The 12,474-nt window shown below is 64.6% G+C and carries 13 protein-coding genes; 4 read left to right on the forward strand and 9 right to left on the reverse strand.

Going from position 1 to position 12,474, the window contains the following annotated elements; translation table 11 throughout:
* Nucleotides 1-6 precede the first annotated feature (6 nt).
* The gene (locus ACTJLB_RS05595) at nucleotides 7-219 is read right to left on the reverse strand and encodes a hypothetical protein (protein ID WP_020070213.1); all 213 of its coding nucleotides are present in this window, start codon (nucleotides 217-219) and stop codon (nucleotides 7-9) included.
* 273 nt (nucleotides 220-492) lie between these two features.
* On the opposite strand from ACTJLB_RS05595, the gene ACTJLB_RS05600 reads away from it, so the two are divergent.
* The gene (locus tag ACTJLB_RS05600) at nucleotides 493-1,503 is read left to right on the forward strand and encodes a LysR family transcriptional regulator (protein WP_440782707.1); all 1,011 of its coding nucleotides are present in this window, start codon (nucleotides 493-495) and stop codon (nucleotides 1,501-1,503) included.
* A gap of 13 nt (nucleotides 1,504-1,516) precedes the next feature.
* Here ACTJLB_RS05600 and ACTJLB_RS05605 read toward each other — a convergent pair whose 3' ends face one another.
* From ACTJLB_RS05605 to ACTJLB_RS05640, 8 genes are all read right to left on the reverse strand, one after another.
* Nucleotides 1,517-1,906 (reverse strand): cupin domain-containing protein, encoded by a 390-nt coding sequence (locus ACTJLB_RS05605; RefSeq protein ID WP_020070215.1) that lies wholly within the window; start codon nucleotides 1,904-1,906, stop codon nucleotides 1,517-1,519.
* A gap of 118 nt (nucleotides 1,907-2,024) precedes the next feature.
* Nucleotides 2,025-2,942: an AraC family transcriptional regulator gene (locus tag ACTJLB_RS05610; protein WP_440782708.1), complete on the reverse strand. Its 918-nt coding sequence runs from the start codon at nucleotides 2,940-2,942 to the stop codon at nucleotides 2,025-2,027.
* Nucleotides 2,939-3,169 carry a DUF2795 domain-containing protein gene (locus ACTJLB_RS05615; RefSeq protein WP_087752555.1) on the reverse strand — a complete coding sequence of 77 codons (231 nt, stop codon included), beginning with the start codon at nucleotides 3,167-3,169 and terminating at the stop codon, nucleotides 2,939-2,941. Before ACTJLB_RS05615 ends, ACTJLB_RS05610 begins: the two co-directional genes overlap by 4 nt.
* Before the next feature lie 327 nt (nucleotides 3,170-3,496).
* The gene (locus ACTJLB_RS05620; protein WP_020070220.1) at nucleotides 3,497-3,751 is read right to left on the reverse strand and encodes a hypothetical protein; all 255 of its coding nucleotides are present in this window, start codon (nucleotides 3,749-3,751) and stop codon (nucleotides 3,497-3,499) included.
* 248 nt (nucleotides 3,752-3,999) lie between these two features.
* Nucleotides 4,000-5,337, reverse strand: coding sequence for a C45 family peptidase (locus ACTJLB_RS05625; RefSeq protein ID WP_310065077.1), 1,338 nt, complete (start codon nucleotides 5,335-5,337; stop codon nucleotides 4,000-4,002).
* 151 nt (nucleotides 5,338-5,488) lie between these two features.
* Nucleotides 5,489-7,222: a ClcB-like voltage-gated chloride channel protein gene (locus ACTJLB_RS05630; protein ID WP_440782709.1), complete on the reverse strand. Its 1,734-nt coding sequence runs from the start codon at nucleotides 7,220-7,222 to the stop codon at nucleotides 5,489-5,491.
* 113 nt (nucleotides 7,223-7,335) lie between these two features.
* Nucleotides 7,336-8,073: a glutathione S-transferase gene (locus tag ACTJLB_RS05635; protein ID WP_131318962.1), complete on the reverse strand. Its 738-nt coding sequence runs from the start codon at nucleotides 8,071-8,073 to the stop codon at nucleotides 7,336-7,338.
* A 159-nt stretch (nucleotides 8,074-8,232) separates the two neighbouring features.
* Entirely contained in the window at nucleotides 8,233-9,321 is a 1,089-nt protein-coding gene (locus tag ACTJLB_RS05640) for a YeiH family protein (RefSeq protein ID WP_440782710.1), read from the reverse strand.
* Nucleotides 9,322-9,437: 116 nt separating this feature from the next.
* Here ACTJLB_RS05640 and ACTJLB_RS05645 point away from each other — a divergent pair, with 116 nt between their 5' ends.
* The 3 genes from ACTJLB_RS05645 to ACTJLB_RS05655 all read left to right on the forward strand — a co-directional run bounded on the left by ACTJLB_RS05645 (nucleotide 9,438) and on the right by ACTJLB_RS05655 (nucleotide 12,353).
* A complete protein-coding gene (locus ACTJLB_RS05645) occupies nucleotides 9,438-10,328 on the forward strand; it encodes a LysR family transcriptional regulator (protein WP_087752551.1) in 891 nt (296 codons plus the stop codon).
* 173 nt (nucleotides 10,329-10,501) lie between these two features.
* Complete coding sequence (locus ACTJLB_RS05650; RefSeq protein WP_440782711.1) at nucleotides 10,502-11,275, forward strand: sugar phosphate isomerase/epimerase family protein; 774 nt, start codon at nucleotides 10,502-10,504, stop codon at nucleotides 11,273-11,275.
* A gap of 88 nt (nucleotides 11,276-11,363) precedes the next feature.
* Nucleotides 11,364-12,353, forward strand: a complete 990-nt coding sequence (locus ACTJLB_RS05655; protein ID WP_440782712.1) for a sugar kinase — start codon at nucleotides 11,364-11,366, stop codon at nucleotides 12,351-12,353.
* Nucleotides 12,354-12,474 lie beyond the last annotated feature (121 nt).

Here is a 12,474-nt window from a genome sequence, read left to right on the forward strand (position 1 = left end):
GCTCAATCAGTTGGTCGCGAGTTGCGTGCAGCTATCCGCAACCGGGCTCGCGCAGACGAACGAATACTCCCCGCTGGTGCGCAAAACTTCCTCGCCCGCATGCAGGACGACCTGAATATCCGGGCAGCGCTCATAAGCGATGAAAGCCGAGCAGGCCGCGGCGGACCAGCAGACCAGAGAAAACGCGATTTTTTCGAAAAGTTGGAAACGATGTGGCATGGCAGTTGGCGAACGGTATAGCGATGAATTTCTTCCGGTCGCCATCTTACCAGCGGCTAAGGGTTTATACCTAGCCAAAAACCGCAATAATGCTTGAAACAATGGTGCGTGCGTATCGGTAAAGCTGACGTGATTGTCATGTACAGGTCAGGGTTGGGACAGGTCGGGTCGATACAATCGATTCGTTGGGCAAATCCGCGCGAGCCTTGCCGCGCGGGGTGATACAGGCGGCAACGCTGCGCCGGCCCGGCATCTCGAGGCAGGAGTCGTCCCATGAATCAATTGCAGTCGATGCGCGTGTTCGTCAAGGTGGCGGACCTCGGCAGTTTCGTCCGCGCGGCGGGCGCGCTGGATCTTTCCACCGCTGTCGTCACCCGCCATGTGGCGGATCTGGAGGCGCGTCTCGGCACCCGCCTGCTGAATCGCACCACTCGGCGTCTTTCGCTGACGGAATCGGGCACGACTTATCTGGAGCGCGTGCGCCACATTCTCGACGACCTCGACGGCGTCGAGCAGATGGTGGTCGCGCGTCATCACGAGCCCGTCGGCACGTTGCGCATCGTGGCGCCGGTCGTCTTCGGGTTGCAGAGCCTCGCGCCGGCCGTCCAGTCGTACACCGCGCGCTATCCCGAGGTGCTGCCCGACGTGACGCTCGCCGACCGTCACGCCGATCTGGTCGAAGAGGGCTTCGACGTGGGTATTCTGGCCGGGCGCCCGGCGCGCAGCGCGAGTATCGTCACGCGGCGGCTGACTACGTGTCAGCTGACTGTCTGCGCGACGCCTGCCTACCTGACCCAGCATGGCGCGCCGACGCGGCCGGAAGATCTGCTGGATCATCCGTGCCTGAGCCGGCCACCCGAGCAGGGGGGCGAGGAGCGTGTGTTCAGCGGGCCGGAAGGGCTCGTTCGCGTGAGGCCCGCGACCGCGATTGCCGCGAACAATAGCGAAATGCTGCGGCAATTCGCGCTGCTCGGCATGGGCGTGGCTATTCTGCCGAGCTATCTGATCGCGCGCGACCTCGCGTTTGGACGGCTCGTCGAACTGCTCGGCGACTACCGCCTGCCGGAGATCGAGATCACGATTGCTTATCCAAGCCGTCTGCACCTGCCCGCGAAGGTGCGCACTTTCGTCGATCACCTCGTCGAGCATTTCCAGTCGGACGCGACGGCGCCCGCGCGCGATTCTCGACGCGCGAAGCCTGCGCGCCCAACTGCCGGCGCGGTCTGTCAGCCGTGGCCGCGCCCGCCTGCAAACGCGCCGCTATCGGCTCCGTTACCTGCATAAGGGCTAGTCGCGCTCAGATCCACAGGTCGTTGGCGGCCGTGCGTTCGTTGGTTTCGTCGCCGGTATTTTTGACGCCGCGCGGCTCGATGAGCAGCAGCTTGACCTCGCGTTCGGCGAACGGCTTGTGCTCGGTGCCTTTCGGCACGACGAACATTTCGCCCGCGGACAGCATCACAAAGCCGTCGCGCATGTCGATGCGCAACTGGCCGTCCAGCACGATGAATGTTTCGTCCGTGTCCGCGTGCTGGTGCCACACGAAATCGCCCTCGATGCGCACGACCTTGAACTGGTAGTCGTTCATTTCCGCGACGACCCGCGCTTGCCATTGATCGCTGAACAGCGCGAGCTTGTCAGCGAAATTGATCGCGCGGTAGGTTTGCTGGGTTGCCTGAATGTCCGACATGCTGTGCTCCTTCTCCAAAGATGATTGACGTCTCTGGAACGAGCGTACTGCGCGAAATGCCGGCGAGTCTTGAACGTTTGTGGGCGAGCGCCTCGCGCGACGCGCGGCATTCTCGCGCCTAGCGCGTGGCTGGCGATGTAGCCCCGAGCATGTTGAGCCACTGTGCGGGCGCCACGCCCCATGTGCGTTTGAAGTGCCGCGTCATGTGACTCTGGTCTGAGAAGCCGCTCGCGGCGGAGGCCTCGGCGAGCGGCATGCCGGCCAGCGCGAGTTGGCGCACGAGATCGAGACGCCGCATCGTGAGGTAACGGTGCGGGCTCGTGCCGAACAGCGCGCGGAAATCGTGCGACAGGCTCCATCGGTCGCGTCCCGCGGCCGCCGCGAGTTCATCGAGCGTCACCGTGTGTTCGAGCGACGCCAGCAAATACTCGCGGGCACGACGGGCAGCGGCGTAATCCACCGGGCGGCGCACGGGCCGGGTGCCCGCTGCCGCGTCGAGCGCCGTGGCCAGTTCGTAGAGCCCGTCGTCCTGTTCCAAGGGGTCCATCGCGCGATCCATGCTGCGCAGCAGATTCTCCGTGGCCGCGAAAAGACGCGGGTCGTTCGACAAGCCGCCTTGCACGAAGGGCAGGGGCTTGCCGCCGAGCGCCTGCTGGAAGAGAGCCGGGTCGACATAGACCATGCGGTAACGGAAACCTTCGCCGGTGCCGGCCTGGCCATCGTGCGGTTCGTCCGGATGCAGCACCATGGTGCCGCCGGGCAAACTGTGGCGCAGGCTGCCGCGATAGCGGAAGCTTTGCACGCCGGCCAGCGTGCGGCCGATCGCGTAGGTATCGTGACGGTGCATCGCGTAGCCCGCACCGTGGAAAAACGCCTCGATTCTTTCGATGCCGCCTGCGCCATGTTTGGCGCCGCGGCCCGAGGCGCCGGGCGGGTCGCCGGTGGGGCCGGATTGCGGCGAGCGATAGATCCAGTCCGCGCCGCGCCGTTCCAGCGGTGCGGCGAGGCGCCGGGGCGCCTTTGCGAGTTCGCTCACGCGCTCAGACCCGGCCCGTAATTGCCGCCGATCAGTTTCGTGACCGACGCGACGTCGGCGTAATCCTGTTCAGGCAGGCCGTCGAGCATCGACAGCACCTCGTTGCTCGCGCCGGCTTCGCGGGCGGCATCGACCAGAGCGTCCTTGTTCGCCGGGAAGTGGACGTCGCTGAGCACGTCGGAGATCTGCAAGTCGATGGATTCCCCGGGGATGGACGATGTCGTCATGCAAGCTCCTGTTGGTACGGTTGGGAGGGATTGGCGGCGGTCGGGTGCCGGCTTGGTTGGCGTTCGATCGGCGTCTGTTGTTGCGTATTGTCGCCGGATTGGCGGGTGACTGTCGCTGCTTGCCAATCGAGGGCCCGAAATTTTTCGCGTCGTATCGAGTCCGATCGATCTCTTCGGGACGCTCGGAGGCTGTCAAAGCCGGTCGAGCAGGACGCTAGTTGAACCTTCGCGCGCCTGGTTCCGCCCAGTCCCGCTTAGCCGCGCCCAGCCACGCTTTTTCGCGGTTCTCACGACCAGCCAGACAAGCGCACAGCTCAAACGCCGCTCTCAGGTTTGCAGTCGCTCGCTGTGCGCCGCGAAGCCTCGTTCGGGATGTCGCGACTTCGGCAACACGATGTGCTGCCATTCCTGTGGACGATTCTCGTCCGTGACCGCCACCTCCGGCGCCGGCGGGGCGACGGGTGCGGCGTTGGCAGTTTCGGCAAGGGCGTTCGCGGGCATGCCGTCCGGCGCCGTATGAACCGGCGCGGCAAAGCACGAAGCGGACAGCGTCACCATGGTCAACAGTGTCGAGGTTTTCATGCCCGACCTCCTAAGCTCATGCGGCGCTAACGGTTGAGCAAGTGCTGTGCCGTCCACGCACCAAAGAATGGCGCAAGCCGCGCATGGCCCGGGCTTGCAGGCCGCGCGCTTTCGTCATGCCCGACGCGCAAATCCTGCAATGCGCGCTTCGCGACCACTCATTGTAGATCGCCGATAATGGCGCGGGAATGGCAGCCCGATTGCGGATTCGCCCCAAGTTCCAACCCGCGCCGAAACTGGCGCCCCAGCTAGCGCAAAATCTCAAACCGGGTCCACGGCCATGACGGCCGGTCCCGCATATAGCCGTTCAGCCAGTTCCACTGCGGATGCCGTTTCATGAACGCCTGGGCGTCGAACGGCCGCCCGCACGGATGACCCCAGCGCGCGGCGAACGCCATTTCGCGCGCCATCTCGCTGTCGACCACTTTGCCGTCGTTCGCGCCCCAAGGGTTGAAAGGCCCGTGATCCGAGCCGCCAAAGCGCGCGTCATCCAGTTCGAGATGCCCGCAGATCGTGCGCGAGCAGGGGTTGTCGCTGCGATCCAGATAGACGTCGTGATGGTCGGCGATCATCGCCTTGGCGAGTTCCGCGTCGATCTTGCCGCGGTGCATCTCCTCCAGCTGCATGAAGCGCAAACGTCGCGCGCCGTTTTTGCGCACGTCCGTATAGTCTTCGCCTTCGCCGATGCATTCCTGATTGCGGATCTTCAGATCGGTCGCCGTGTTGTAGCCGCTGTAAAAACCGTTCTTCGTGCTTTCGAAGCCGGAATAGTGCAGCCCCAGTTCGTAGCGCGCGATTTCGCCGGTCTTCGTGTCGCCCAGCAGCCAGCTGTTCGCGTAGCCGCCGTTGTTCGCAATCGAGAACATCTCGCACCATTCGCCGATGCTGTTCGCGTACTGCGACGCCCGCCGCGAGCGGTAGAACTCGGGCGCGCCTGCCGCGTTGTAGCCCACGAAGTTCGATATGGTGGTTTCGGTCACCATCAATCCGGCTTCCGTCACCCAGAAATCGGTGAGGCTCGAAATGCAGCCTGGCACGCCCTGCATCAGAATCCGGTTGCCCTGATCCGGCACGATGTCGAACACGACATTGAACGCGTCGCCGGCGGCATAGCGGTCCCAGGAATTGTGCGCCATGACGATGCGGCCGTCGCGAGTCGCATTGCCCGTTGCGATGAACGCGCTGCAATGATGTCCGCGCCGGCCGCGCCACGGTTTGAGCCCGAGGCTCGGTTTCTGCTCGGCCGCGTGCGCGGGCCACCAGCTTTGGAGTAGATCCATGTAGCCGTTCCAGGCGAGCACTTCGGCGAACGGCAGCTTTGCGCCGTCGGCAATGCCCTGGATTTCATCGGCGAATTCGGTGTCGAGCTTGCTGGCGAACTGGGAGACGGCGGCTTCGACGAACGTGTCGAAATCTTCCCCTGTGTCCCACTTTGCGAGGTAGCGGGCGGTTCGGATAGCGTTGTGAATTTCCGCGGAAAGCAACTGGCCGTGCTGTTCGCCGCGATCGTACGGCTCGCCTTCGATATGCAGGAAAATCCAGCCCGCCTGGTCGCGGCGTACGGCGTCGAGGGACGGTTCGCTCATCTTCGCTCCGATCGAATGGCGGGCGTCCCGGCGCGCCCGTCCTCGCGTGACCGCACTGCGGTGCGTGACCGCAGCGTCTTCCCATTGTAGAGAATTTGTCGTGCTTTGCATGGCGCGGCCCGCGCCCGCGCCTGGTCCGCGCCGACTGGCGTCAGCGCGTCGGATTCATGCGGAAATACGCGTCGAGCAGCGACGTCTTATAGACCACACCCGCGAGGCGCGGATGCGCGGCGCTTTCCACAACCGGCAGCCGCTCGCCCTGGAAAGCCATGAAGTGCTGCAGCGCGACGCCGAGCGGCATGTCCGGCGTGAGCACGTCGAAATGCGGCTGTAGATAGTCGGCGGCCGTTCGTGTCGAGGTGTCGCGCTTGTCGAGCAGGTCGGAGGTGATGTCCTTCAATGCGACCACGCCCAGAAACGCGCCCGATTCGTTCGCCACATACAGATACTTCACCGGATATTCGAGAAATACCCGCGTCATGTCGTGCACGGTCGCGTTGGGCGGCACGACGGTTTGCGCGGGACGGATCAGCTCGCGCATCTGCGTGGCGCGCAGGCGAGTGCGCTCCATTTCTTCCTGATTGCGACGCAGCGTGATTTCATACATCGACGTCTTGCCGATCGCGCGCGACACGAAATACGCAACCACGCACGACAGCATCAGCGGCAGCACGACCTGGTAGCTGAGCGTCATCTCGAAGATCATCAGAATCGCCATGAGCGGCGCCTGCGTCGCGCCGGCGAGGAAGGCGCCCATGCCGACCATTGCATACGCGAACGGCGCCGAGGTGCCGTGCGGCCACAGCGCATGCATGGCGAGGCCGAACAGCGAGCCGACCACGGCGCCGACGAAAAGCGTCGGCGTGAACACACCGCCTACGGCTCCGGAGCCCGCGGTGGCCGCCGTTGCCACCAGCTTGAACACCAGCACGACGACGAGCGCGGTCCACGTCCACGGCGAGTGCAGCACCGAGTTGACGACGCTGTAGCCATTGCCCCAGACCTCCGGCGTCCAGACCGACAGAATGCCGACGACGAGCCCGCCAAGCGCGAGCCGCGCGGGCAGCGGCAACGGCAGCTTGCGAAACATTTTCTTCGAGCCGTCGAGCAGTCGCAAAAACTGCGGCGCCGCCGCGCCGCACAGCAGACCGAGCGCGACGAACAGCAGCACTTCGATGCCCGCCACCGGCGGAAACACCGGCATTTCGTAGGGCGGCTTGTAACCAGCGAACTCGCGCATCGTGATATTGGCGACGACGGCGGCGACCACGACCGGCCCGAAGCTCTCCATTGCGATCGAGCCGAGCACGATTTCAGTGACGAAGAACGCGCCCGCGATCGGCGCGTTATACGCCGATGTAATGCCCGCCGCCGCGCCGCACGCGACCAGCAGGCGCAGCCGCGGCGGATCGAAGTGGACCCAGCGTCCGATCAGCGACGCAGCAAGTGCGGCAAGCTGGACCATCGGACCTTCGCGGCCGATCGATCCGCCGCTCGAAATCGTGAACAGCGACGAGAGGCTGCGCCACAGGCTCAGCTTCACGGGCACCACGCCGTCGCCGATCGCCACCGCCTCCATGTAGTCGATGTGATTGCATTTGTCCGCGTGACGCTGCGCGATCAGCAGCAGGAAACCGGCGACGAGCCCGCCCGCCGCCGGCAACCAGATCCGCACCGTCCACGGCAGGCTGCGCGCCATTTCCACGAAGCTGCCGGACTTGCCGGCCACCAGCAGTTGCAGCAACTCGATGCCCTGCCGGAATGCGATCGTCGCAAAGGCGCCCGCGACGCCGACGACCACGGACCAGACCAGCATCGTGTGGGCATCGGAGAGACGGAAAAGGTCATGAGCGCGGGTGCGCAGCTTCAGCAGGAATGAGAGCACGTCGACGGTACGGGGCGTGATGAAAAGTTACAAAAGCGCGCACGACAACGGCAGCGCGCCCGCTGGACGAAGCGGGCGCGCTGCCGGGCATGAGCGGGGAATCGCGACGCGGGTCAAGCCGCCGCCTTGTCGAGTTCGGGATAGTGCCGGAAGATGCACGCCTCGTTATGTGCGAGCCGGCGCTCCGATTGCAGGTACGCGGCGATGTTCGGCCGCTCCTTCACAGCCGCGTGCAATGCGGCGAGCCGCGGGTAGTGCTCGCCGAAGCGCTTCAACGCGCGAGGGAACGCATACAGCAGCCCGTCGATCAACTGGAACATGGACAGATCGACGTAGGTCAGCGAGTCGCCCACCATGAATGTATCGCCGGCGGGATTCTGCTTCAGCACGCGCTCGAAGTACTTCATGAACTTGGGAATCCGGTTGTCGATAAAGTCGTGCGCACGCACCTTCGCCGCGTCTTTCTGATCTTCGTAATAAAGGTTGCTTGCGAGCGGATGATGCGTGTCGTGCGCTTCCGTGACCACGTCGGCGATCGTCAATTGCAAGCCGTTTGCCACATAACGCAGGCTCTCCACCGAAGGCGCCAGGTTCAGGCGCGGGCCCAGATAGAACAGGATGTTCGCGGTCTGCGAGATCACCAGGTCGCCGTCTTTCAGGAACGGCGGCGCAAACGGCGGGTATGGTTCGTCCTTGCTCTTCATCACTGCCATCATCGCGCCGGTGCCGAGACCTTCGGACGCGTCGCCGCGCGCTACTTCGACATAGTCGGCGCCGGCTTCTTCCAGCGCCAGCCGCACAAATTCGCCACGGCCTTGCAGGCCGTCCCAGTAGTAAAGTTCCAGGCTCATCGATTGGTCCTCATTCCGGTTGCATGAACGCTCGTTCAACGCAGCGCGCACGGCTCGTGCGCCGCTCGGGCAGCCAGTATGCCGCGCGAGCGCGCCGCATGCTCGCGCATAACGCACAAAACCCCGCGCGCGGCGGGGTTGGCATCTGAGACGAGGGGCTCAGCCGAGGAAATGCTGGACAGTCCATGTGATTCCGAGTCCGCCCGCGATCAGCCACACGTAAAGGATGAAGCCGGTGGTCAGCGCGCGAGGGCCCGCTTGACGAATCTGCGAGAGCCGCGTTTCGATGCCGAGCGCGGTCATGGCCATGGTCAGCGCGAAGGTATCCAACGTATTCAGCGTTGTGGTGGCGGCTTGCGGCAGCACATGCAGCGAGTTGATCACGACGAAAGCCAGGAAGCCGAGTGCGAACCAGGGAATCGCAAGCTTGCCCTGGTGAACGGCAGCGCCTTGCTGCGTACCTGCGGCTGACGCGTCGCGGCGCGCAGCGCGGTTCACCCACAGGCCTACCAGAAGCAACACCGGCACGAGCAGCATCACGCGAGTCATCTTGACGATGGTGGCGATATGCGTGGCTTCCGGGCTCACGTTGCTCGCCGCGCCGACCACCTGCGCGACTTCGTGAATCGTGCCGCCGAAAAAGAGCCCCGCGCCGACCGTGTCGAGGTGCAGCCAGCCCGCCTTGAACAGAACCGGGTAAAGGAACATGGAAAGCGTTCCGAACAGAACCACGCTGCCGACGGCCATCGCGCTCTTGTGCGGCTTGGACTGCAGCGTGGACTCGAACGCGAGCACGGCCGCCGCGCCGCAAATCGCACTGCCGGCAGCCGTAAGGAGCGCCGTGTCGCGGTCCAGCTTCATGATTTTCATGCCGGCCCAGGTGCCGATCAGCAGCGTGCTGACGACGATCAGTACCGATTCCGCAAGACCGGGCAGGCCGACCTGGGCGATCTCCTGAAGACTCACTCGCAGTCCGAAGAAAGCGACCGCAATACGCAGCAGCTTGCGCGCCGAGAAATTGACGCCGGCGGCCCAGCTTGCCGGCATGCCGTCGCGCAACGCGTTGCCGTAGATTGCTCCCGCGACGATGCCGACGATCAGCGGGCTCAGGCCCAGCCCCGCAACGGCCGGGATTTCGGCAATGCGCGTGACGGCTGCGGCGAACAGCGCGACGAACAGGATGCCGTTGAGTTGCCCGCGGGTTGACGGCTGTTCGGAGGTAGCGGCGGTGAGTCGAGCGGTGGTCATGGTTGCAGCCTCTGGGACTGACTGGATCGGATAGGTCTAATCCTAATTTAGATATATGGATATGAAAAATCGTCATTTAGAATGACAAGTATCAGCCAATCCGATATTTTCGTACGATGACCCCTGATCAGCTTATAACGTTTGCCGCAGTCGCCGAGCACCTGAACATCAGCCGCGCGGCAGTGGCTTTGCATCTGTCGCAGCCCGCGGTGTCCGGGCAGCTGCGCCAGCTTCAGGATGAGTTCGGCGAGCCGCTCTATCAGCGCGAAGGGCGCGGCGTGCGCCTGACCCCGGCCGGCGAGCAACTGGCGAGCTATGCCGCGCGGCTACGGGACACGTGGCGGCAAGCTCATGCGTACAGAGACGCGTTGCGCGGTCTGGAGCAGGGCACGCTGCGGATCGGCGCAACCACGACGCCTGCGAGCTACCTGCTGCCGTATCTGATCGCTGATTTCCACCGGCGATATCCGGACGTGGCGCTGCATACAGCCGACGGCAATACGACCGACATCGTCGGCGCGCTGGGATCGGTGGATATTGCGCTGATCGAAGGTCCGGTCGGCGCAGATCTGCCGCCGGACACCGCAGTCCACGCGTGGCGCGAAGACGAGATCGTCGCGATCATGCCGCGCGCGCATCCGCTTGCAGCGTCCGCGTCGGGGGCTGGCGTCGATCTCGCGGCGCTTGGTGCGGAGCCGCTGATCGTGCGCGAGGCGGGGTCGGGCGTGCGCCAGATTGTCGAGCGCGCGTTCGCCCGCGCGGGCGTGCCGATGCGCGTGGCGCTGGAAATAGCGGGTGTTGAAGGCGTGAAGGAAGCAGTGCGGGCCGGTATGGGCATCGGCTTCGTCTCGGCGATGTCGATGCGGCACGAAGACGGCGCATTGCGCGTGTTTTCGCTCAGCCCCGAGCCGTTGACGCGGCGGCTGTCTATCGTCGTGCCGCACGCGAGCGCGCCGTCACGCGTGGTCCAGCAGTTTCTTGCGCTTTGCTTGGCAGATGGCGCTTGAGTCATCGAACCGGGTGGGCACGCTCTCACCGCCGCCTGGGGATTTCCACTATGGTGCGCGGTGCGAGCCTCGGCGCAATATTCGGGCATCGCAAGCGCTTCGGCGCTTTTTTGAAACCTGCTTTTGGAACCGGTTCCAAGACGCAGAAGCAGGGCAAATGACGGTATCCACAGATGACAGATGCGGTAGACGTAACGATTGTCGCGAGCGCCTTTGGCGTCGACGCAGTGCGCACGGCGGGTCATCGCAAGTGGGCGGAGGCGAGCAAGCGCGCCGGCGCGGCCGGTTTTGAGGTGCGCCGGGAGTTGTTCGGTTACGAGGCCGACGCCTCGCTGTCGCGCCTGCGGGAACTGGGCAAGCAGATCGCGGAATTGGGTTTGTGGTCCGTATATTCGACGCCGGCGTCGCTGTACGTGGAAGGCGGCCGGCTCGACGGCGCCGCGTTGCGCCTTGCGCTGGACGAAGCGCTCGCGCTCGGCGCGCGCCTCGTGAAACTGCAACTCGGCGGTTTTGCTAGCGAGGCGCACGGCGATGCAATCGCCGCGCAGTTGCAAGGCGCGGACGTGCGGCTCGTCGTCGAAAACGGGCAACTGGCGCAGGGTGGCTCGTTGTCGCAATTCGTGGGCTTGTTCGAGGCACTCCAGCGTGAAGGCCGCGCAGATGTCCTCGGCATGACTTTCGACGTCGGCAACTGGGCGTGGTGCGGCGTGTCGTCCCTGAGCGCAGCCGCGGCGCTGGCGCCTTACGTCGAGTATGTGCACTGCAAGGTTGCGGCGGGCGAGGGTGCACGGCGGTTTGCGGCGGCGCCCGCCGTCGACGACGCCCGCTTTGCCGACGTGCTGCACCGACTGCCGCGCGACGTACCGCGCGGCATCGAGTTTCCATTCGACGCCGCCTGTATCGACGAAGACGCGGCGCGCCGCGTCGCGTGGCTGGCTGCCGCGTGAGCGGCGAGTAGAACCTGAGAGAAGCAGCAACGAGCGCGGAAAGAAACCGGCACCAGCGACAAGCCCGACGTACACGCAGGAGCGAAGCATGAGCAACACAAGCGCAGCACTGGACATCATCACCTACGGCGAAGCAATGGCCATGTTCGTGGCGACCGAGACTGGCCCGCTGGCGAGCGTCGGCCATTTCACGAAGCGCATTGCGGGCGCCGACCTGAATGTAGCGATCGGTCTTGCACGGCTCGGTTTCAAGGTCGGCTGGATGAGCCGCGTGGGCAACGATTCGTTCGGCCAGTATGTGCGCAACACGCTGACGAAAGAAGGCATCGACCAGCGCTGCGTAAGCACCGACGAGCGCTACCCGACCGGTTTCCAGTTGAAGTCGAAGAACGATGACGGCAGCGATCCCGCTGTCGAATACTTTCGCCGAGGCTCGGCGGCGAGCCATCTGTCGGTCGCCGACTATGTGGCCGACTATGTGTTGTCCGCGCGTCATCTTCATCTGACGGGAGTCGCGCCCGCGATCTCGGCGAGTTCGCGTGAACTCGCTTTTCATCTGGCACGTGAAATGCGCGCGGCCGGCAAAACCATCTCGTTCGATCCGAACTTGCGCCCGACGCTGTGGCCGTCGCGTGCTGCGATGGTCGAAGGTCTGAACGCGCTCGCCGCGCTCGCCGACTGGGTACTGCCCGGCATCGGCGAGGGTGAGATTCTGACCGGCTATACGAAGCCCGACGAGATCGCGAAGTTTTATCTGGAGCAGGGCGCGCGTGGCGTGATCGTCAAGCTCGGCGCCGAGGGCGCGTACTTTCGCACCGCCGATGATGCCGGCGTGATTGCCGGCCAGCCGGTCGCGAAGGTCGTCGATACGGTCGGCGCGGGCGACGGCTTCGCGGTCGGCGTGATCAGCGCGCTGCTCGAAGGCAGGACGTTGCCGCAGGCCGTCGCGCGCGGCAACCGCATCGGCGCGCTGGCGATTCAGGTGATCGGCGATTCAGAAGGGCTGCCGGTTCGCGCCGAACTCGATGCGCTTGAACGCGCCGACCTGTCGAACGCGAGCCTGACACGCGCAGCTTGAGGCACATGCATTGGCAAGCACCGCCGAAAAAAGCATTACGTAGCCCAGCAGCATATCGGTTCTGAACGGAGCCGCATGCCGGGCTGCATCGATAACAGCAAGAGCGCTTGGCAAGCGCCGC

Origin of the sequence: Paraburkholderia sp. 22098 (assembly GCF_052045935.1) — a bacterium.
In the GTDB taxonomy this organism is placed as follows: Bacteria; Pseudomonadota; Gammaproteobacteria; order Burkholderiales; family Burkholderiaceae; genus Paraburkholderia; species Paraburkholderia caledonica.